Origin of the sequence: Paenibacillus amylolyticus, from assembly GCF_036894225.1 — a bacterium.
GTDB classification, from domain to species: domain Bacteria; phylum Bacillota; class Bacilli; order Paenibacillales; family Paenibacillaceae; genus Paenibacillus; species Paenibacillus amylolyticus.
On the sequence record NZ_CP145892.1, the window covers coordinates 3512557 to 3535772 of the forward strand.

Below are 23216 nucleotides of genomic sequence, written 5' to 3' on the forward strand. Positions count from 1 at the left end.
ACTCTCTTAAACCGGCAGATTTTCCCGATATTCCTGCGGTGTAAGATCATAAAATTTCTTGAAAACTCGGATGAAATATGCGGTATTGTTGTAACCGACAAGTTCTGCAATCTCAAACACTTTGGCGGTTGATGTTCGCAAATGATAGGCTGCTTTCTCCATTCTTAACCGGTACACATAGGCAGTAAGTGCTTCACCTGTCTCCGCCTTGTATACCTTGGACAAGTAGACTGGGTGCAGATGCACATGGTCGGCAATTGCAGGCAGTGATACATCTCCAGCCAGATGAAGGTCGACAAAACTTTTGACGCTGCGCACAATGGTGCTGTGATTGTCTCTAAGCTCTTGTTCAGCATCATCTCGTATGTAATGAAGTGTACGCACGGACCAGTCCTGTAGCTGCTGCGCAGTGGAATAGCTGGGAGCTTGAAAGTAACGATAGGACTCTGCTGGTATCAAAGAAGAGATTTGTTTACCATTTTTATGAATGATGTACGCAAACGCGCCCGCAATAGCAAAATACACCTCAAAAGTTGACTCAGCAATATCATGATGTTCATTGGAATGCAGCAGTTCCTCAAAAATGTGCTCGATTTTCTGTTCCACATCCTCAAAGCGACCAGCTTCGAGCAGGCTAATCAACGTTGGTGGCTGATACAGCGACCTGATCGTATGTAGAGGGTTGGCATCCGTTTCATCGGAAGCGGTGACAAACAAACCTTGCACCTGACCCATCCGTTTACGCATGGACATAACCGTTCGCTCATAGAGTTCTCCAATTTCGTGGGGAAACTTGCCCCAACTGGAGACGGAAATGGAGATTGCACCTTTCAGGTATAACTGAACATTGGTTTGAATCTGGGCAGCATACTGCTCAAGCAATGTCTGAGGCGTCTCACTCCTGCTATAACTCATCGTTGTGGAATGTTTCATGCTTACCAGAACAACAATGTAATCATGAACGTCCCGTGTGTGCCAGATATGAAAATGATTATGCATCACTTCACTTATGATATTACATATCGCATATTCCATTAGGGCCAGGTCGCCGTGCGCCATATCGGATAGATGTTTCTCCATACGGATAATCAACATGCCGAGATCTTCTCCTACGGAGTAGGGGAGCTCCAGCAGATCAAGCTTGTCTGCCAGCGTCTTCTGATCATAGACTTTTCCAGTCAGCAACTCATGCAACATCGTGGATTGAAGCAATGGCAGATGATCCTGAAAGGCGTGTAAGGCTCTTTGATGAGATGCTGCGGTTTCCCACTTTTCTTTAATTCGATGAACAAGACGTTGCACGGATTCGATCAGATCTTCATCACTAACGGGTTTCAGTAAGTAATCAAAGCTTTCCTGCGCAATGGCCTGTTTCGCATATTCAAAGTCGGCGTGACCTGATAACAGAATCGTCTGCACATGAGGCCACTTTTCATGAATCGCTGTAATCAGTGCAATGCCTGACATTTCGGGCATACGTATATCCGTAATTACAATGTCAATGTCGTGGTTGTCCATAATTTCCAGCGCTACTGCACCGGATAATGCTTCATGAACTGTACCGATCCCGCAGCTTTCCCACGGAATGGTCTCTGCCAGCGTTTCCACGACGGAACGTTCATCGTCAACTAATAATATTTGCAGCATGGGTCGTTCACCTACTTGTCTGTATTGTCGTGCCACGTGATGTTAACTTTAATCCCACCCATTGAAGAATGATCATAAGATAGTCCAGATCCTTCACCGTACAGAAAAGATAAACGCTGATGGACATTCCATGTACCACATCCCATATTCTCATCCAGCGGTTTAAGAAGATTATCTCTCAGATGATCAAGTTGTTTCTCAGACATGCCAAGCCCGCTGTCCTCCACGATAATTGTGTACACATCATCCTCGCAGTCCGCATAGATTTTAATCTCACCATCTACCGATTTGGGCTCCAGACCATGAATAATAGCGTTCTCAATAATAGGCTGGAGGGTTAGTCTGGGAACTGTTTTATCTAAAATATCATGGGGCACGTCGATTGTAAAATGCATTCGTTCCAGACGAAGTGACTGGATTTCTAAATAATTTTTGACCATTGTCAGCTCTTCACGAAGCGTGGCTTGATCCTTTTCGGACCTGGTTATGTATCGGTAATACTCTCCCAGATTCAGTGCCATGGCTACTACGGCCTTTTCATTTTTCATTCGGGCCATGTTCTTGATATAGAACAGACAGTTATATAGAAAATGCGGATTAATCTGCGATTGCAACTGTTTGAGCGTGGCTTCCCGACTTCTTAATTTCTCCTCATATACATTCTCGATTAATTCTTGAATTCGTTGAGCCATGATGTTGAAACGTGCAAATAACAAGCTGAACTCATTGCGTGCAGAATGATGAAGCCGAACGGAAAAGTCCCCGGTGGACAAGCGATTTGTCCCTTTCACCAACTGTAAGAGTGGAAGCTGCACACTTCGGTAGAGTGTATATAATACAACAACGCTCATCACGATCAGAACGGCAATTGAAGCGTAAAAAAGATTCCGGCTACTCGTAATCGGTTTCAAAATTTGCTGCATAGGCACATAGTCAACATAATACCAGCCCAGGCTCTTGGATTGAATATAGGAAACGTAATATTCCGTTTTGTTCAACGTTGTACTGAAGCCACCGCTGGCCTGCAGTTTTGCTTCTTTCAGGGAAGGCAGGATTGCGTTCAAGGTCTCCTTTCCAGAACTATTGCTGATTAATCCATAATCGGGATGGAACATGAACGGGTCACCTTTATTATTTAACTTGTTTTGATTAAGAAGTGCAGTTAAGTGATGAACTGGAAAACTGATTTTGGTAATCAATCTGGCTTTGCCAGGTCTCGCCATCGCTGTCGTTGGATCGGTAGTGTACCAGATAAACTGATTGTCGGCATAGGTCCAGGATTGCGAGAGAGGCTCCTTAAATTCATCATCCCTGTACGGAATGTAAGCATAATAATCCGTTGATATCACTTTTTGCATCCTTGGGAAGTATAGTGTGATGGTCGAATGCCATTTGCTTGCTGCGTTGTACAGATTCATTTTCTCCAGAATGGCGCTTCCAACTTTCACACGTTCATAGGGAATGTCCTTGTAGTCGGGACGTTGATATTCCTGAATACTCGAATCTTGCCCAATAGACATCCCATACAATGACAGTTGGTAAATATTGGATTCTACTGAATCAGCAAATGTTGAGAGATGATTCATCGTATTGTTTTGAATCTCGTGTTCGATAACACGCACGCTTTCCCGGTTCGAGTATGTATAGAGAAACAGCACCAGAATAAGCAGCATCACAAACAGCAGTGTAATTTTGGTAAAGACATTCAAGCGTGTGAACAAAGTCCAACCTCCTTAATCTTATTAAAATATTGATATCGTTGTTGCAATATTAGGATATAGATCACAAATTTCCATTGCTATAATTTTAATATACAAGTTCACGATGACTTGTAAAATACAAAATTTAGAACATGGGGGATGCAGGAGTGAAGGAACATACGTTAGAAACGCCGCATAAACGGCGCTCCACCAGGGTAAAACAGCGCTGGAATATGCAACGGAACTGGACCTTGCATATGATGCTCATTCCAGCTGTATTACTGGCACTGGTGTTTCAGTACATACCGATGGGCGGCATTGTAATTGCTTTTCAGGATTTCAAACCATACTTGGGATTTTCTGAATCCAAATGGGTGGGTTGGGACAATTTCCGATATTTATTCTTATATCCGGACGTAGGTCAGGTGATCTGGAATACGCTGGTCATTGCATTTTTCAAAATCATCGCAGGACTATTCGCTCCATTCCTGTTTGCCATTTTGCTCAATGAAGTACGCTTGACGGCATTCAAGAGAGTAAGTCAAACGCTTGTGTATCTACCGCATTTCCTATCATGGGTTATTCTCGGTGGTATTCTGCTCGATATCCTGTCTCCTCAGGGCGGCATGGTCAACCAGCTTGTCGTAGCCTTTGGAGGAGAACCGATCTTCTTCCTGGGAGACGGTACATGGTTCCGGATAACGCTGATCCTCAGTGATGTGTGGAAAGAATTTGGTTTTGGTACGATCGTATTTCTGGCTTCTCTCTCAGGAATTAATCCTGCGCTCTACGAGGCTGCCGAGGTGGATGGGGCCAACCGATTTAAACAGACGCTGCACATTACGATTCCGGCATTAATGCCGATTACAATCGTACTGATGACACTCTCTATCGGCAATATCCTGAACGCCGGTTTTGATCAGGTGTTCAACTTGTACAATCCGCTTGTGTATGACAAAGGCGACATCATTGACACCTTTGTATATCGACTCGGGATTCTGAACGGGAAGATGAGTTTTGCCACAGCAGTAGGGTTGTTCAAATCTGTGGTTGCTACCATTTTGATTGTTATATCTTACAGAATGGCTTACAAACTAGCTAATTATCGAGTTTTCTAGAGAGGAGAAAAGGGCTTGTATTATAAAACAAAAGGATACCGCATATTCAGCATCGCTAACTATACTTTTCTTGGGATATTATCGATACTCTGCATTTTACCAATTATTCATATATTGGCTGTTTCATTCAGCAGTATGGCGCCAGCATCATCAAACCTGGTTACCTTCTGGCCCATCGGGTTCACAACCGACGCATATGTAAAAACATTCGGGAATTCAAACTTCATCAACTCCTTGATCGTATCACTTAAACGGACTGTAATTGCGACGATCATTGGTATGGTCATCATGCTCTTAACCGCATTTCCGTTGTCGAAGGAAGACATCAGTTTTAAAGGTCGCTCCTTATATACGTGGTTTTTCGTATTTACCATTTTGTTTAGCGGTGGTTTGATTCCAAGTTACATTCTGATCCAGAAGCTTGGCTTGATGAATACAATCTGGGCGCTTATTCTGCCTGGCGCACTGTCCGTGTGGAACGTTATTCTCATGATGAACTTCTTCCGCGGTCTGCCCAAAGAACTTGAGGAAGCAGCTTATTTGGATGGAGCAGGTCATATCAAAACGTTGATTCTGGTCTACGTGCCACTGTCTCTACCAGCTATCGCAACCTTGTCCTTATTTACGATGGTGTATCAGTGGAACTCCTGGTTCGACGGCATGATCTATATGTCTGATATTAAAAATTATCCACTTGCTTCTCTGTTACAGACCATTATCGTTCAGCAAGATCTCAGCAAAATCAACGTCGATCCTTCCATGTTAGAGAATATTTCGCAGCGAACCGTACGCGCAGCACAGATCTTTATCGGCGCGCTTCCGATCCTGATGGTATACCCGTTTTTACAACGTTTCTTCGTTAAGGGGATCGTTATTGGAGCAGTTAAGGAATAGGCTATGCAAATGCAAGGATAACTGAGCTGAGGGAGGAAGAAGGATGAGAAAAGGACTGGCATGTATGGTGGCATGGAGTTTAATGGCTTCTCTCGTTTATCCAGCAACTGCTGGAGCAGAAAGTGTACAGGGTCAAGCGGAGGTGGGAAATGTGCAGGCGAAAAGCCTGCACTTCTCTGTTCCCTATACAGATCTGACCGGGCATTGGTCACAATCTGCAGTTACACGTTTGCAAGACTTGAATTTATTGAAAGGTTATACGGACGGTACGTTCAAGCCCAGTCAGGTCATTAGCCGAGCTGAATTCGTGATGATTCTGGATCGGGCCTTTGGTTTCACCGGTAATGCGGCGACTGGTTCATATGCGGATATGACTTCAGACGATTGGTACTATGACGTGATGGTACGAGCGAATGGTTCTGGCATCATCGAAGGGACAGACCGTGAACATCTGTCACCACAACAACCGATTACACGCCAAGATGCAGCGGTGATGGTAGATCGAGCTTTTCAACTTTCAGCGGCTACAAATGAAGAAAGTGAACAATTGAAATTTCAGGATGCAGATGATATTTCTAGTTATGCAAAGAAAGCGCTTACCTATCTGGTGAACGAAAATATTCTTAAAGGTTTCCAAGGCAAATTAAATCCTAAAACCTCGATTACACGAGCGGAGACGGCAGAGTTACTGTCAGCGATGATTGCAGATGTAAAAAGCACTCCTGGAACATATGAGTCTCGGGTAGATGGCAACTTGATTATTAAATCAACGGATATCACGTTGAAAAATATGGTTGTCAATGGAAATCTACTGCTGGCAGAAGGCATAGGCGAGGGATCTGTTGTTCTTCAGGGCGTAACTGTTACAGGAAGTGTCATCATTAAAGGCGGAGGCAGTCATTCCATCAACATTAACAACTCCAAGCTGAAGCGAGTAGTCGTTGACAAACGTGGGGAACCCGTCAGAATTGCCATTACGGAAGAAAGCAACATTCAGGAGATGCATGTAAAGCAGAAATCCATTCTGGAGATCTCTTCAAACAGCCTGATTGATTCCATGAATATTCATGCAGAAGCGAGTCAGACTCGAATGGATACCAAAGGTACAATCCAAAAATTGAGTGTAGATGCCGATGATGTTGTGATCAACGGAGAGAAAGTAAAACAAGGATTGCGCACATCCATGGTGGGTGAAGCCCAACAACCTGCTTCATCGCAGCCTGGTGGTTCAACAAATGTGACAAGTACACCCACACCATCTTCTCCAGACGGGCAATCACCGTCTACACCATCAACACCAAGCAATCCTGCGGGCGAAAAACCGGTTCCAGCAACAACGATTCCGCATGATCAATGGGAGCTGGTCTGGAATGATGAGTTTAACGGGCCTTCGATTGATGCTTCCAAATGGACCGTGCAGGATACAGGACTCGTTTATAACAATGAAATGCAATATTACAGCCCGGATAACACTCGCATTACAAAAGATCAGAATCGAAGCGTGTTGCAGATTGAAGCAAAAAAGGGTCCGAAAAACGGTAAAGATTACAGCTCTGGCAAACTGATCTCCATGGGAAAAGGCGACTGGACCTACGGTAAAGTAGTTGTACGTGCGAAGCTTCCGATTGATAAAGGCATGTGGCCTGCCATATGGATGATGCCAACAGATGAAGCACATTATGGTGGATGGCCTGCCTCTGGAGAAATCGATATTATGGAGCTAATTGGTGGCAAAGAGAGTAATAACAAGGTATATAGCACATTGCATTATGACAGTGTGAAGCCTGACGGCTCCCATGGACATGATCAGGGAAGTCTTACTCTTCCGAAGGGAGAAACTTTCGCTGACGATTATCACGATTTCCAGGTGGAATGGTTGCCGGGTATGATTCGTTTCTATGTGGATGGAAAGCTGCATCATGAAGTGACCAACTGGCAAACGAAGGCCGCCGGCCAACCCGAGTATTATACGTTCCCTGCACCATTTGATCGTCCATTCTATCTGATTCTGAATCTGGCAGTTGGAGGAGACTGGCCGGGGGCACCTGAAAGCAACTTCACTTCCGAAAAGATGAATGTTGATTTTGTGCGAGTATATTCTTACAAAAATCTAGACACATGGCCTGATGTAACAACAAATCCCATCGAGCCTGTGCAACAGCGTGACCCACAAGCCGATGGCAATCAAATATACAATGAACGTTTTGCGGAAGGGTCTGAAGACAATGGAGTGCCTCTTCAGTGGAAATTCATCACAAATGCTGATGGAGCTGGCAGTGTCAAAGTTGTAACGGATGAGCAGAAAGGGAAAGCAGCAGAAGTTACCATTGATGCATCGGGTACTGAAAACTACTCGGTTCAACTCACTCAGATGCCGATGTACATCAAGAAAAACAAAAAGTACAAGATACAATTTGATGCGAAAGCATCTGCTAACCGTACAATCATGTCCAAACTGAACCAATTTGAAAAAAGCTGGACCAATTATTCGGGTGATAACACCTTTGCACTCACGACAGATTGGCAATCCTATGACTATACCTTCAATATGCGGGATGGCACGGATAACAATGCCAGATTCGAATTTAATCTGGGGTTGGATGATACAACCGTTTGGTTTGCCAATGTCAGGCTGATCGAGGTGGGTGAAGCTGATCCGTTAACTGTCGAACGAAACGCGCTACCTGATGGCAACTTTATTTACAATGGCACATTCGATCAAGGCAAGGAGCGTCTGGGATTCTGGTCAAGCAGCATTCAGGACAGTGCGGCAGCCAATATAAGTGTAAATAACTTTTCGAAATTCCCAATTATGGAGCGTCAGCTGGTTGTTGATGTTACTCAAACGAATAATGACCCACAACAAGTTTCGGTGAACCAACCGGATTTGAAACTGGAAGCGAATACAACGTATGGTTTCTCCTTAGATGCCAAGGCAGACACACCGCGAAGTATCGACATTGATGTTGTCAGCAGTAATGGGCATACGGTACAGGTTCATCAAGGACAAAACCTCTCCTTGAACCAAGAAATGAAAACATTCACCGGAGAAATCATCATTGGAGATGGAGCATCAATCGCACAATCCGAGCTAAAACTGTTATTCGGCAGTTCTAAAGGTAAGGTATATGTGGACAATGTTCGTCTGACGAAACGCGGCAAACCTCTGTCAGTGAATGGCTACGCACATGTTCCTGCAACCGAAGCCTGGATGATGCAGGGCTTACAACTGGAGGACTCCGTAGAAGGAGGAAAACATGTCAGTTACATGGATCAGGGAGATCTGCTGCAATATAAAATCGATGTAGCTCACGACGGAGTATATGTTCTGTCTGCCCGAATGGCCAGTGGAAAAAGTGATTCCAAGGTTCAGTTCAGCATTCAGGATGAACAAGGTACAACCGTTGCACAATCAGACCTGAGTCTCGGAGACACGGGTGGATGGCAAGCATATAAAACGGTGTATTTTCCAGGGGTCAACTTGACAGCAGGTAAACCCTATTATGTGAATTTTGAAGGAGCAGATTATAATACACGTTGGGTGGATATTTCACAAAACAAAATTCAGAACAGTGAGCTAACAGCTGATCTGAATCATTGGGAGCTAACTCCTAATGATCTGACAGCCTCACATGAAGAGGGCGTAGGATTAACGATTAAATTGCCTGGTACAAGTGAACATTGGTGGGATGCTTTGTTGCAACAAGGTCAGATCAAACTTGATGCAAACAAAACGTACCGACTTACCTTCGAGGGATCTGCTTCCAGTCCTAAATCCATGCAAGCGGTTCTTTCTCAGAATGCAGGGGATTTTGTGAAGTATTTTGAAGAAGAAGTGGAATTAACCGCGGATCAAAAGTCATATAGTTACACCTTCACTATGGGGGATAGCTCCGATTCGGCAGCTATGCTTGCATTTGGATTAGGATATCCGCTATCTACAGGTGAACACTCGATTCACATCAATAACGTCCAATTATATGAAGTTAATCCGAATGCAGATCAAGGAGGTCAGCCAGCTCATGTTAACCTTATTCCCAATGGGGACTTCTCCAAAGGTGAAGAAGGTTGGTTTACCCACGCGGATGGTAATGCAGCGGACCTTGAGATGCAAGTTAGCAATCAACAGCTTCAAGCCAAGATTGGTCATGCAGGCCAGCATCCATGGGATCGTCAAGTCATCAATGAAGGATTTGGCATACAGCAAGGTTTTAAATATAAATTAACGTTTAAAGCCGAAGCGGAGAAGTCCAGAAAATTGGGTTTGGGAGTTGGATGGGTCGATGCCGCTGCCAACTATGAATGGCATGGGTTCTTTGGGGCACGAGTTGATTTGACTCCAGAAGAACAGGAGTTCACGTTTACATTTGATGCAACAGAAGACAGCTATGCGAATACTCGAATTTCATTTGATCTGGGTAACATTGATGGTGAGCAAGATGGCAACACAACCGTCTCATTATCCGAGGTCAGCTTGATTAATCTGGGTCCTGCCAATTAACTTCTGAATTCTCTATATATTGTCTTATATGCTTGCCTAATTCTCTTATTACCTATGCATGCAGAATAAAGTTGTCCAGAAATGACATCATAAAGAAGTAGTATACATCTCAGTTTCCAGAGGAGGATATCTTGTATGGCTGACCAGAAGAAAAGAAAAGAAGCTGCCTGGAAGTCACGAAAGCAAGAACAGCATCCCCATGGCAAAATCAAATCGCTTAAAGAATTATCCAGCGAATATGAAGAGAAACCTACTACGAATTAAGCAAGAGACTGTCAGTAAACATTGCTGGCAGTCTTTTCTTCATATATTGCAGACATTGAGCGATACGTACTTACTCTATTCTAAAAACGAATGAACACAAGAGATAATGTCTGAATAGTTCGTAAATAACTGTGAACAAATCGTTAATTCATTGACATTGCATGTGATTTTAATTAGAATACGAAATGGACTTCAGGTTAATAACAGATATGAGTATCTTTATGTTTAGTTTAGAGCTTAGCTGTTGAATCTTTAAATCCTAACAACGAATATAGGAGCGACAATATTACAATCCTATATGAAGATTAGGATTTTTTGTTTTTAGCTTTGGAGTATAATTTGAAAGTTGGAGGCTGGCTTTACCATGGACAAATGGTTCAAACTTAAAGAACGAGGCACGACCATCCCCACAGAAATTATCGCAGGGGTTACAACATTTTTCACAATGGTATACATAGTTATCGTAAACCCAGGAATACTCAGCAGCACAGGCATGGACTTTAACGGAGTATTCATAGCAACGGTACTGGCAAGTATTGTGGGAACTCTGATTATGGGAATATGGTCCAATTATCCAATCGTCATTGCGCCGGGTATGGGCCTGAATGCATTCTTTGCCTATAGCGTAGTTGCCGGGTATGGCGTATCTTGGCAGGTTGCACTGGGAGCCGTATTTATAGCAGGGATTTTGTTTATTATTTTATCACTGACTTCATTCCGTTACATGTTGCTAGATGCAATTCCTGCTAGCTTAAAACATGCCATAACCGCAGGGATCGGATTGTTTATTACAACGGTAGGTTTGCAAAATGCCGGGATTATTGCCGATTCAGAATCGAATTTGATTACGATCGGAAACTTGGCTGAGCCAATGGCTTATCTGACCATTATCGGATTGATTATTACCGTTGTGCTGATGGCTTATAATGTGAAAGGTTACCTGTTCATCGGAATGGTGGTAACAGCGATACTTGCCTGGATCATGGGACTATTCCAAATGCCGGAATCGATTGTATCCATGCCGCAAGGCCTCGCGTCAACGGCTTTGCAACTGGATCTAGCAGGTGTATTCTCGAATGGTTTGTATACGATCATATTTACGTTCCTGCTGATCACGCTGTTTGATACGACGGGCACGATGCTCGGCGTTGCTGAACAAGCAGGATTGCTTAAGGATGGTAAATTCCCACGCTCGCGTGGCGCATTATTGGCAGATGCTGTAGGAACAACCTCAGGTGCTTTGCTCGGAACAAGTCCAACATCGGCTTACATCGAATCCAGCACAGGGGTAGCTGCAGGAGGAAGAACGGGACTGACAGCGGTAACGGTAAGTGTACTGCTTGCGCTGACCTTGTTCTTCACACCGATCGTAAGTGTAATATCAAGTATTCCGGCGATCACTTCACCGGCACTGATTATTGTTGGGTACTTTATGATTAACGTCATTAGCAAAATCAAATGGGATGATCTCGAAGAAGCATTTCCTGCCTTCCTGATTATCATCCTTACTCCGTTGACGCATAGTATTGCGACAGGAATCGGCGTAGGTTTCATCTTTTATCCGGTACTCAAGCTGCTTCGTGGAAAAGGTAAAGATGTTCATCCAATCTTCTACATTTTTGCGGTATTGTTCTTCATTCAACTTGTGTTCCTGGACCACTAAAACTGTCTTATCCTATGGAGAACTGCTCTCAACAAGCAGCTCTCTTTTTTTATGTAGTTCATACTCCGTTCATATTCCCGTCACGAAGGGGACATCTTTCATGGTTACACTATACCTATGTCGCAAGAGCGGCTCTACAGATATAAACGACAGGAGAAGATGGAAATGGCAGAAGCAGTGGATGTAACAACAACGGGGACTAAGGGCCGTAAAAAACGGTACTTATGGTTGAAAATAATAGGTGGTATTGTCGGAGCGCTGGTGCTGTTCATGGGCATCACGTTTGTCGTTCATACGATAAGTAATGGGGCAGAGAAAAAGAAAATCGAATCGTACGGCCAATATGTCAATGTTGATGGGAAAAATATGAATGTATCCATTCAAGGTAGCGGCGAACAAACCATCGTGTTACTTCCCGGACAAGGAACACCGTCACCAGTACTTGATTTCAAATTGTTAATCGATGAATTAACTTCCGATTACAAAGTTGTGGCGATTGAGCCTTTCGGTTATGGGTTAAGTGACCAAACCGAAACGGAGAGAACCACCGAGAATATTGTTAGTGAAATTCATGAAGCTGTACAGCAGCTCGGTATAGATCGTTATATTCTGATGGGGCATTCCATCACGGGACTGTACGCGGCGACTTATGTGAACACGTATCCGGATGAAGTCTCTGCTTTTGTCGGGATCGATAGCAGTGTTCCGAATCAACCTGGCATGGATGTTAAATTACCTTTGAACTTAATGAAATTCTTTCAAAAATCAGGCTTAATGAGAGTACTCAATAAAGTGAGTGGTGATTCATATGCATCACTTGACTATGATGAACATACCAAAGAACAGATGAAGTTGATTTCGAATCAAGTCTCGACAAATCCGACATTAGTAAATGAGCTTAAACATCTGGGTTCCAATTTCAAAAATGGAGAAAAACTCACGTATCCTAGTGATCTGCCAGTGCTTCTCTTTGTTCAATCCAATAACGAGAAAAACCCGCAGTGGATTCCGTTACATGAAGCACAAGCCAAACAATCCGCGCAGGGCAAAATGATCCCAATGGAAGGTTCACATTACCTGCATCATACGAAATACAAAGAAATTGCCGAGGAATTCAAATCTTACATGAAACAAATCCAATAGGATGATTGATTAATAAACTGCGGTACCGAATCTGGTGCCGTGGTTTTTTGTTATCAGGAGAGGCTAAAATAAAGACTTGACCTTAGGTCAGACCTAAGGTTTATGCTTGTAATGTGAAAAACAGCAAAGGTGGTGAATTGGTTGAGTGATGAAATTACGATTAGTGAGCTGGCAAAGCTGATGAAAGTCTCTGTACATCAAATTCGATACTTCGAAGAAAAAGGGGTGTTACACCCTGCTTATATAGCAGAAAACCATTACAGGATGTATGGGGTAGATGAAATTTACCGTCTATCTCATATTTTATTGCTTCGCAAAATGGGACTGTCTGTTCAAATGATCAAGGAATGTTTGAGTAACCTGACAACCGTTCAAATCACATCATTATTTCGCCAAGCGTTAGCAGACACGGAAGCAGCCATCACTCAGCTTCAGCAAACAAAGCACCTTATCAGCAAGTTGCTGCAGGAGAAAGATCATATTCCACGTGATGAGGATCAAGTGACTTATTATATTGATACTCGTGAGGAGATTCACTTATCCCTGTGGTTCCATATGGAAGCGCAAGAGTACTTGCAAGCAAGGCAACTGATCCAACTTAAAGAAAACATTCCCAATTTATTTGAAGCCGACATCCATTATGCGTACGATGAGACGGACACCGTAGGAATTTATACACAAAAGGAGGGAGCGAACGATTTAGTTTTGCCTAGAGGAAAATATTTTTCTCGTCATGTATATGTACAAATTGAAGCTGAACTCAAAGAACATATCAAGGAATTCTATGCTTATGCAGAACACCAGGGCTATACGTATCACGGTCCACTTATTATGGTAGAAAAATCTTATTTATCTTTATTCACACCAGAAAAGCTTCATTATGAGCTGTTGTTACAAATGATCGATTAGGGGAGGCACACAGTGACAACTTCCATTCAGATAGAACCCGTTTGTCCCCAGTTTCATCAAGCTGTTGCTGAACTCATGGCTTATGGTTTTGGACACAAATTTCAAAAGATCACTTCATTGTCCATAACTGATCTGGCTTACGTATTTGAACAGTTGCTCAATCATCCGCCCATGGAACAAAGTACTCTTCGTATCATTGCTCGTGAAAATGAGGAGATTGTTGGCACCATGTGCTTGAAATGGAAGGAAGCAGATAACAGAGCAGCAATAACAAGCGTTCGTGCCAATCCTCATTGGTGGAGCCACTGCAATAGAGTTGGCATGTGGAAACTGCTTCAGTTAATAACTGGTTTACATCTGCTGAAGCATACTCCTACATTAGGCGAATGTTATGTGGAAGATCTGGTTGTACATCCACAGCACCAAGGCAAGGGAATTGGTACGCAGTTGCTTCAATGGGCACAGAAATATATGTTGCAATCCAAATCAATGTCATCTCTTAGCTTGCATGTGGCAAGTCAGAATCATCAAGCGATACAATTATATGAACGCTATCAATTTCGCAAGCAGTATAGCACAAACAGCTTTCTGACCGGCCTGCTCTTAGGCGAAAACCAATGGCATTACATGATTTACAAAGGAGATAGTTATGTTTAATTGGAAAAAACGATACATCTCAGTTATTGTGGCAATCTTACTGATGGTTGGTGCAGGACTGAACATAGTCGATCAAAGTGATTTTGACATGGAGGAACAAACCATTGAAATTCAATCTCCACAGGGTAAGTTAACAGGTACGCTCACGTTACCCAGAAACCATTCAGGCAAGCTAGGTCTAGTACTGTTTATTCACGGTGACGGTCCGATAGACTCTACTCATGGTGAGGGATACAAACCGTTGTGGGAGCGACTGGCATCGATCGGGTATGCATCCTTGTCGCTAGATAAACGGGGAATCGGGGGTTCAGAGGGAAACTGGCTAGATCAAAGCATGGATGATCGTGTTGTGGAGGCACAGCAAGCTATTGCATGGGCGAAAGAACAATCCAACATTGATGATTCCAAAATAGGCGTATGGGGTGCCAGCCAAGCAGGCTGGGTGATTCCTAAGCTTGCTGGGAAAGAACATCTCGCCTTCAGTATCTTGGTATCACCAGCGATAAACTGGTTGGAACAGGGAGAATACAACACACGTAGCCAAATGGCGAAAGACGGTCATTCCACGGAGGAGATTCAAAATCAGGTCGATTATGAAAACCAGATTAAAGAGATTTTAAAGAAACATGGCAGATATGAAGAGTACACCAAGATTGCTCGAGAGCATGATCTGATTTCCAAAGAACGCTGGAACTTCATAAAGAAAAATTTTGCTTCAGATGCCACGGCGGATTTACATCATTTCAAAACCCCTGTACTCCTTCTACTTGGAGAAGATGATGTGAATGTGGACATTGTTGATACAGAGCAAGCATACCGTAAAGGAATTCAGCCATCTTCCTTGCTTCATGTGAAAATCTTCTCTAATACAGAACATTCGATGTTACCAACCTCTATTGCAGGCTCGGAATGGAAACAATCACTACGATTTCTGTTTGCTCCGAGAAGCATTACAGTGGATGGGTATATGGATGAAATAGAACATATGTTGACCGCTTTTTCCTTATAACAGAGGGTTTACGATCACTTCGTATCACCAGATAGATAATTGTCATTTCGAAATGAAAGAGCAGGGTCAGGGAGCGCCCTTATCCTGCCTTTTTGCGTGTTATATGTTAACTACTGTGCCAAATGTTCCAGATCCGGCTGCAATTTGGTCCGCAAAACATATAACATAATGGCCCCAACTAGGAAAGCCACGGCATCCGCAATAACGAGCGACCAGATCACTCCATGAAAGCCATTCATTTGATTAGCGATATACAATATAGGAATTAGTGTAATCCCTTGAATTATGGACATAACAAACGCGGCGGTTCCTTGGGCTGTTGCTTGGAAGATCCCCATAAACAAAGAAGTCATTCCTGTAATAAACAAGGATAAGAAGGTTACATGCAGAATGTAGCTACCCATTTCAATTAATTGCGGGTCAGTCGTAAATAAACCAATCAAGTGGTCAGAGATCAGATAAACGATAACACCGAACATGACGGCTAAGCCCAAAATAGCTTTGATCGTGAATCCAATCGTTTGTTTCATACGTAATTTGTTCGCTGTGAATGAGAAGGCAATCAACGGCACAACTCCCTCGCACAAGCCCATCAGAATAAATTCAGGAAATTGCAGTAAACGTGATGATATTCCATACCCCGCAACGGCCTGATCCCCATATTCGACAAGAAAAAGGTTAAGAATAAGCGACATTGCACCCAAGAAGACACTCATAACAAAGACGGGAACACCGATTTTGAACACATTGCTCAGGATGTCCTTGGTCACCTTGAACCATTTCAGGGAGACGGTTAAGAATTGGCTCTTATAACTCATATGGTAAGCGTAAAATGCACTCGCAACCAAGTTGGAGATGACGGTAGCAGATGCAACGCCAATCACACCCCAATGGAAGACAAAAATGAATAATGCATCAAGGATAATATTTATAACAACACTGAGAATCATACCGGTCATAGAAGTCATTGCTGAACCTTCTGAGCGCACGATATTCTCCAGGGTGAAGAATAAGATGACGAAGGGTGAACCCATAAGCATAATCGTGACATACTCTTTCGTAAATCCGAAGGACTCTGGCGTTGCCCCCAGCCCATGAACGATTGGTTCAATCAGCGGGAGCCCAACGGCCATCACAATAATTCCGAGAACTAAACTGCTGTAAAAGGCAAATGAAGATACATGCTTCAGATCATCTACTTTTTTCTCTCCCAGCAAACGGGAGATGAATGTGCCGCTGCCTATACCAATTAAATTACCAAGGGCCATGATAACCGCGAATAAAGGTAAAGTTAATGCGAGTGCGGTTAACATTGCCGTATTACCCAGTGTGCCAAGGAAATAGGCATTCAAGATGGAGTAAATAACACTCATTGACGTGCCTAGCATCATTGGGACAGCAAAATGAGCTACGGCTTTGGCGATTGGTGCTTTTTCAAAGTAATGGAGGTTTTCTGCATCCATGTGGGTCACTACTTTCTTCGTTAATATTGATCTAATCTAACACCGTTAGATTGAACCTTACAGTGTTAGATGTTATCATGAACTTATGAACCTGTAAAGCAAAAACTTACACTGTTAGATAAAAGGGCGGATACTGATGAAAAAACAACAGCCTCAGATTTCGGAAGATAAGATTTTGGAAATTTCGTGGGAGCTTCTCGGGGAAGAGGGCATCGAGAAATTCAGCATGAGACGCTTGGCAGACAAGTTGGGGATTCAGGCTCCATCTCTATACTGGTACTTCAAGAGCAAGCAGACGCTCTACCAGCGTCTGGCCAACCAGATATCGAAAATTATTCTGGACGAGTTTCATACTGAAGGGGACTGGAAGGAGCAGATGGAGGGGCTTGCGGTGACGGTACGGAGTGTGCTCAGCAGATACCCGTGCTCCACACAGCTCATGATGATGACGTTGCCCCATGAACCGGACATGATCCGCTTCACCAACCGCATGTTGCTCTGCATGGAATCAACGCCATTAGAGCAAGAACAGAAATTACAGGCCGTTCTTACAATGGTCAACTATGTATTCTACTTCGTTCTGGATGATTATCAGCATCAGCGCAATATATCTGCTGTTATTAAGGACCAGGAAGCACTTCAGGGTGAAGAGATGATCCACCTTCTGGACTCTATGAGTGAGAAGGAAGCGGGACTTTTCAGCAGGATGTATAAGAACGGTCTGTTTGAGGTGATGGGAACCGACGGAGCTTTCGAGTTCGGCTTGAAGCTTATTTTGCTCGGGATTGAACAAGTCATAAAGAAACCCACCGAGAATTAAACTCCGGTGGGTTTCTTCTTATACTAACGTTAATCCCTTTATCAGTCTAAAATTTAGCCTGAATTTCTTTTAAAAACAAATCCGCAGCAGTCGAAAAGACCTGATGTTTTTTCCAAACGATATTTAACCCAGATTCAAGTCTTGGCTCTAGAGGTCTGAAACAAAGATCGCTTTCACTGGACGTATTCACTATTTTATCAAGTGTTAATGCATAACCAATGCCTTCTTCAACCATAATGGCAGCATTATATGCAAGATTGTATGTAGTTACGACGTTTAATTTGTCAAAATCTTCACCAAACCAATCCGCAAACTCATTTTTCGAAAATGTCTGCTTCATCGACTGTCGTGAACAGATCAGTGGAACATGTAATAAGTCTGTAGATCGAATCGTATCTTTGGAGGCGAGTGGACTTTCTTTTCTCATAACCACTCCCCAAACATCCTTGTCGGAGAAATTGATATAGTTATATTTGGAAACATCCGCTGGCTGGATTAGAATACCGAAATCAAGGAGTCCCTTGTCAAGCCGCTCAGTTACATCATCTTCGTTGCCGCTGTATAGGTGATAGCGTATATTGGGATATTTATTCTGAACTTCTTTTGCCACTCTTGCAATCTGTTTCATGGCTTCCGTTTCTCCACCGCCTATATAAATATCTCCACTTATGGTTTCTTCCATTGATTCAAATTCTGCCTCTAATTTATCGACCATACCCACAATTTCTTCAGCCCTATTTCTTAAAAGCATACCTTCATCTGTGAGAACAATACTGTAACTACTGCGAATAAATAATTTCTTTCCCAACTCTTGCTCGAGGTCTTTCAATTGTCTGGACAAGGTGGGCTGCGTAACATGCAAGAAATCAGCAGCGCGTGTAATACTTCCTTCTCTGGCGACCGTAAGAAAATAACGCAATACTCTAATCTCCATAGTAACTCCTCCTTTATCCTTTATATTCTACAATAAACCTTACAGAAATGCCTTTCAAGCATAACTTGTTATAAGATATGAGTATTTGCTATGTGGTGTATAAACGCTAAACTAAAAAGCAAGGCAACTGGAGAAGAAAATGAAAGGAATGAATGATATGGATAAGACAAAAGTATGGTTTATCACTGGCGCTGGTCGAGGTATGGGCACAACTATTGCTAAGGCTGCTTTAAATGCTAGACACAAGGTTGTTGCTACCGGCCGGAATCCCGATGCAGTGGTTCGCGCGATTGGTGATTCCGAGAATGTAATGGTTGTCCCATTAGATGTTTGCGAGAATGCTGATGCACATGCCGCAGTAAAGGCGGCAATTGACGAGGCCCAACCGCCGCAACGCTTCATTGCAGAAGCCGACGCGATAGACATTGCAGAGCAGAAAATTGCCAACCTTCAGACAGAGATCAATGCTTACCGGGATCTCTCTAAATCCATGGCATATGACAACTAAACGAAATCACCTGCTTGTATTCATTCTGACCTTTGGTGTATTCAGTATTTTAAATACGGAGATGGGCGTAATCGGAATCTTGCCTTTGATTGCAGAACATTACGAGGTCAGTATCTCAACCGCTGGTTTTATCGTGAGTCTTTTTGCGCTTGCGGTTGCTATATCTGGCCCCATTTTGCCCTTATTATTTTCGGGCATGAACCGCAAGCATGTCATGTTGTTTGTACTTGGCATTTTTATTGTGGGCAGCCTGGTCTCCGCCATCACATCAAACTTTACGGTATTGGTCATTGCACGTGTCGTTCCGGCTTTTTTCCATCCGGTCTATTGCTCATTGGCATTTACGGTCGCAGCGGCGTCAGTCCCCAAGGAAGAAGCGCCGAAGGCAGTGGCTAAAGTATTTGTAGGCGTGTCGGCAGGCATGGTACTTGGAGTACCCCTCTCGAGTTTGATTGCCACCAGCACATCGTTGTTCTATGCGATGTTGTTCTTTGCCGTCGTAACGATCGTCGCATTTGTAGCAACACTTCTTTTTGTGCCCTCAATGCCAGTTACGAAAAGAATCTCTATGGGTACTCATCTGTATGTATTGAGAAGATCCGTGATGTGGCTATCCATTGCTGGCGTGATTTTCATGAACGGAGCTGTATTTGGGGTCTATAGTTACCTTGCCGAGTTTCTGAAAACCGTAACAAGATATGACTGGAACACCGTCAGTGTGTTGTTATTTCTATATGGCTTGGCCAATATGGTTGGGAACATGATAGCAGGGAAACTGCTCGCTAATTTCCCTTTAAGAACGATCAAGATGTATCCCATTGCATTAATAACGGTATACATCTTGTTGTTCACCTTCGGACAATTCAGTGTGCCAACAGCCTTCCTTATTATCATCTGGGGGATCATAGGAGGCATAGGGGGCAATATCACTCAATATTGGGTGGTATCGGCAGCACCAGAGGCACCCGAATTGTCGAATGGGATCTTTCTAACCTCTTCCAACCTGGGAACAACACTTGGTGCTAGTGTATGTGGACTAATCGTAACTGGAATAAGTACACAATATATTGTAGTTGGAGGAATCGTGTTCCTTATCTTTAGTATCGTAACGAATTACTTCAGAATCTCCATGACTGGCCGATTCGAGGGTTCCAAAATTGGAGGATAAGAGGCGGACGTAGTGAAGGCGTTATACATTACCGTTTCGGCATTTTGCTCTCATCCATATACAACAGGTTCCAGCGGTGACCGTCCAGGTCGGCAAATCCCGCGCCGTACATCCAGCCGTCTATTTCACCCGGCTTGCCAAAGATGGTTCCTCCAGCTAACTCGACTTTTTCAATAAAAGCATCAACTTCTTCTCTGCTGTCAGCACCAATGGAAAATATCACTTCTGCGCTATGGGAAGTATCTGCGGTTTTGGCACCTGTAAATTTCTCAAATGTTGCATCCGGAAACAGAAGAATCGTTGTTGAGCCTATGACAAGCTGGGCTCTCTCGCTGCCAACATTCTCCCCATGGAATCCAATCTCATTGAAAAAGGTAGTGGATTTCACAACATCTTTCACTGGAAGGTTCATCCAGATTTTTTGTGACATGGCTGTAGCCTCCTAGAGTATATTTTCAACACTCTTACTATACTCTACCTCAATTCAAAATTACATAATCGTGTACATACGATTATGTAAGAGTTAGAAATAACTAATATAATGAAGGATGATTTAAAGAAATCTGCATCTTTCTAATCAGTTCAAAACCCAAACCAAAAGAGCAATCTCCAATGAGGTTGCTCTTTTGGTCATGGCTTATTATGTCTAACGGTGTATACGCAGTTTCTTCCTCCGGCTAGAATGTATTCTCCCCGTTCAATATGAACATTATCACCTAGAACTGTTTTGAATAAATGTAACTCATTCTTGCATAACCCGGTACATACCGCGGCCGCTTCACAGATCGGACAATGCTTCTCAATGAATAGGAGACTACCATCATCCTGCTCCTTAACCTCGGCCATATAACCTTCATTGGTGCGAATTTCGGCCAATTTCTCCAATCTCTCTCTAACTCCTGATGAATCGCCAAGATGCTGAAGATATTGTTCTTGCATATTTTTATTTCGAACATCCAGCAGCTTGTCCAGCCCTTCAGTACCAAAAGCCTCTTTCATCGAATTGATGAGGCTGACGGATAGATCCGAATATCCACTTGGAAAAAAACGATTAGCCGCGGGAGTTAATATCCATAACTTGGTGGGACGACCCATGGGACGGGCCTCTTCCACAGTGGTGACCAATCCTTCTCCTTTTAGCGCATTCAGATGTTGACGAATAGCCATTCCGGATAACGAAAACTGAGAGGAGAGAGTGACAACATCCATTCCCCCGCGCTCTTTTAACAGATTGATAATTGCTCTCCGGGTACTGGTCGAGACATCCTTTTTAGTTTGATTTCCGCTCATGGTGCACCTCCTTGTGACGCAACTGAGTCTACATGACTAACTACATTTTAAACAAAAATGTTGACAAAGTCAAAGCCGAACTGTAGCTTAGACATTATAAACAAAAATGTTTACTAAGTATCCGGATACGATGTATACATACCAATTTTCTTGGAGGTCACATTTCATGTCGTCTAATCATCAAAGTATTTTCAGCCCGCGTTATTTTGCACTAACCATAGGAATTATTTTGTCAGTGATGGCCGTTGGATTCGAAGGTTTATCCGTCACCACCATTGCTCCTTCAATTGCTGGAGACTTGAACGGCCTTAGCCTGTTCGGATGGATATTCAGTACCTATCTGCTTGCGCAGATTATCGGAACGCTGGTCGTCGGTCGAATCATTGATAAAAGAGGGCCTGCAGCACCGTTCACTTTTGCACTTCTGTTGTTTATCGTAGGGCTGATCGCTGCCGCAACCGCAGGCGACATGTATACCATGATAGGATCACGGGCTCTACAGGGTTTGGGTGCCGGAGCTATGATGACTTGTGTGTATACAGCTATATCGTTAAGTTACCCGGATGAGTTACGTGCCAAAATTCTTGGAGCATTTGGTACTGCCTATGTTCTTCCGTCCATGCTCGGTCCATATGTAGCAGGAGTTATCGCAGATCAGTGGTCCTGGCGCTTTGTTTTCTGGGGGATCTTACCTGTGCTGGTGGTTTCAGCATTGCTTAGTTTACCTGCCTTTAGGAAATTGAAAGTGCAGAAGACGGGAGGGGAGAGCGGATCTTCATCCACTTGGATGGCGTTACTCTTAACGTTGGGTACAGGGATTTTCCTAGTTGGTCTAAGTAGGCTCCCGAGCATTATGGGATTTGTTTTAGTCATAATCGGCTTCGTATTGATGATATTTCCTCTCCGTAAATTGCTACCGAAGGGTACACTTACGTTGCGCAGAGGAATGCCAGCTATTTTGGCAACACGTGGATTGTTCTTCGCTGCCTATACTAGTACACAGAATTTCTTGGTATTGGCTCTAATCGATGTGAAAGGAATTACACCTTCTCAGGCCGGATTAATTGTGGCGAGTGCTGCATTAAGTTGGTGTATCATTGCGTATCTGCAAGGACGGTGGGATGCGGCAGATCAGGGCAGTGGACGTCATATGAGAATTATTCTTGGCGTATTGTTACTTGCCATAGGGATTGCCATCGTATTTTGGGTACCTGTTGTGACCGTTACCATCGCAGTTATTGGGCAGATCATTGCAGGAGTTGGTATTGGATTGGCGCATCCGATTAGTGGTGTTGTCGCATTCTCCCAAACGGGGGAAGAAGGCGTGGGCCAAACCTCGGCAAATCTGCAATTTGCAGATTCTTTTACACCTGGTGTAGTGATTGGCATTGGTGGTTCCATACTTGTCGTGTGTCAGGCTGGCGGTATGTCACTTCAATCCGGCTTAATTGTAGCCATGGGTTTCCATCTCTTGTTGATCGTCACGAGTATCATTGCCAGCACTCGGATTTCACCACGCAGATGAATA

Annotated in this window: 19 protein-coding genes; 13 read left to right on the plus strand and 6 right to left on the minus strand. The window is 43.5% G+C overall.

Annotation, left to right across the window (positions count from 1 at the left end):
* Positions 1-6: 6 nt before the first annotated feature.
* Positions 7-1647: a response regulator gene (locus tag V6668_RS15685; protein ID WP_017688357.1), complete on the minus strand. Its 1641-nt coding sequence runs from the start codon at positions 1645-1647 to the stop codon at positions 7-9.
* An 11-nt stretch (positions 1648-1658) separates the two neighbouring features.
* On the minus strand, positions 1659-3368 hold the full coding sequence (locus tag V6668_RS15690; protein ID WP_083669649.1) for a sensor histidine kinase: 1710 nt from the start codon (positions 3366-3368) through the stop codon (positions 1659-1661).
* Positions 3369-3514: 146 nt separating this feature from the next.
* Between V6668_RS15690 and V6668_RS15695 the strand changes: the two genes are divergently transcribed.
* From V6668_RS15695 to V6668_RS15735, 9 genes are all read left to right on the plus strand, one after another.
* A complete protein-coding gene (locus V6668_RS15695; RefSeq protein WP_017688355.1) occupies positions 3515-4465 on the plus strand; it encodes an ABC transporter permease in 951 nt (316 codons plus the stop codon).
* A 15-nt stretch (positions 4466-4480) separates the two neighbouring features.
* Positions 4481-5359: a carbohydrate ABC transporter permease gene (locus V6668_RS15700; RefSeq protein ID WP_017688354.1), complete on the plus strand. Its 879-nt coding sequence runs from the start codon at positions 4481-4483 to the stop codon at positions 5357-5359.
* 43 nt (positions 5360-5402) lie between these two features.
* The gene (locus V6668_RS15705) at positions 5403-9860 is read left to right on the plus strand and encodes a carbohydrate binding domain-containing protein (protein WP_338706050.1); all 4458 of its coding nucleotides are present in this window, start codon (positions 5403-5405) and stop codon (positions 9858-9860) included.
* Between the two features lie 135 nt (positions 9861-9995).
* Positions 9996-10124: a DUF6254 family protein gene (locus V6668_RS15710; RefSeq protein ID WP_219845137.1), complete on the plus strand. Its 129-nt coding sequence runs from the start codon at positions 9996-9998 to the stop codon at positions 10122-10124.
* Between the two features lie 364 nt (positions 10125-10488).
* Positions 10489-11787 (plus strand): NCS2 family permease, encoded by a 1299-nt coding sequence (locus V6668_RS15715; protein WP_017688352.1) that lies wholly within the window; start codon positions 10489-10491, stop codon positions 11785-11787.
* Positions 11788-11952: 165 nt separating this feature from the next.
* Positions 11953-12930: an alpha/beta hydrolase gene (locus V6668_RS15720; RefSeq protein ID WP_036615620.1), complete on the plus strand. Its 978-nt coding sequence runs from the start codon at positions 11953-11955 to the stop codon at positions 12928-12930.
* A gap of 141 nt (positions 12931-13071) precedes the next feature.
* On the plus strand, positions 13072-13839 hold the full coding sequence (locus V6668_RS15725) for a MerR family transcriptional regulator (protein WP_338706051.1): 768 nt from the start codon (positions 13072-13074) through the stop codon (positions 13837-13839).
* 12 nt (positions 13840-13851) lie between these two features.
* Positions 13852-14496, plus strand: coding sequence for a GNAT family N-acetyltransferase (locus tag V6668_RS15730; RefSeq protein ID WP_338706052.1), 645 nt, complete (start codon positions 13852-13854; stop codon positions 14494-14496).
* Entirely contained in the window at positions 14489-15505 is a 1017-nt protein-coding gene (locus V6668_RS15735) for an alpha/beta hydrolase family protein (RefSeq protein ID WP_338706053.1), read from the plus strand. The genes V6668_RS15730 and V6668_RS15735 overlap by 8 nt, the downstream gene beginning before the upstream one ends.
* Positions 15506-15615: 110 nt before the next feature.
* Here the strand turns inward: V6668_RS15735 and V6668_RS15740 are convergent, their stop codons facing one another.
* Complete coding sequence (locus V6668_RS15740; RefSeq protein WP_036671318.1) at positions 15616-16968, minus strand: MATE family efflux transporter; 1353 nt, start codon at positions 16966-16968, stop codon at positions 15616-15618.
* A 136-nt stretch (positions 16969-17104) separates the two neighbouring features.
* On the opposite strand from V6668_RS15740, the gene V6668_RS15745 reads away from it, so the two are divergent.
* Positions 17105-17788: a TetR/AcrR family transcriptional regulator C-terminal domain-containing protein gene (locus V6668_RS15745; RefSeq protein WP_282321349.1), complete on the plus strand. Its 684-nt coding sequence runs from the start codon at positions 17105-17107 to the stop codon at positions 17786-17788.
* 46 nt (positions 17789-17834) lie between these two features.
* Here V6668_RS15745 and V6668_RS15750 read toward each other — a convergent pair whose 3' ends face one another.
* Positions 17835-18722, minus strand: a complete 888-nt coding sequence (locus V6668_RS15750) for a LysR family transcriptional regulator (RefSeq protein WP_100527888.1) — start codon at positions 18720-18722, stop codon at positions 17835-17837.
* Positions 18723-18861: 139 nt separating this feature from the next.
* On the opposite strand from V6668_RS15750, the gene V6668_RS15755 reads away from it, so the two are divergent.
* Together V6668_RS15755 and V6668_RS15760 are read left to right on the plus strand one after the other, a co-directional pair.
* Positions 18862-19230: an SDR family NAD(P)-dependent oxidoreductase gene (locus V6668_RS15755; RefSeq protein WP_338706056.1), complete on the plus strand. Its 369-nt coding sequence runs from the start codon at positions 18862-18864 to the stop codon at positions 19228-19230.
* Positions 19220-20398, plus strand: coding sequence for an MFS transporter (locus tag V6668_RS15760; RefSeq protein ID WP_338706057.1), 1179 nt, complete (start codon positions 19220-19222; stop codon positions 20396-20398). Before V6668_RS15755 ends, V6668_RS15760 begins: the two co-directional genes overlap by 11 nt.
* A 28-nt stretch (positions 20399-20426) precedes the next feature.
* Here the strand turns inward: V6668_RS15760 and V6668_RS15765 are convergent, their stop codons facing one another.
* Entirely contained in the window at positions 20427-20828 is a 402-nt protein-coding gene (locus tag V6668_RS15765) for a VOC family protein (RefSeq protein ID WP_249910606.1), read from the minus strand.
* A gap of 200 nt (positions 20829-21028) precedes the next feature.
* Positions 21029-21688 (minus strand): helix-turn-helix transcriptional regulator, encoded by a 660-nt coding sequence (locus tag V6668_RS15770; RefSeq protein ID WP_036671328.1) that lies wholly within the window; start codon positions 21686-21688, stop codon positions 21029-21031.
* Positions 21689-21854: 166 nt separating this feature from the next.
* Between V6668_RS15770 and V6668_RS15775 the strand changes: the two genes are divergently transcribed.
* A complete protein-coding gene (locus V6668_RS15775; protein WP_338706060.1) occupies positions 21855-23213 on the plus strand; it encodes an MFS transporter in 1359 nt (452 codons plus the stop codon).
* Positions 23214-23216 lie beyond the last annotated feature (3 nt).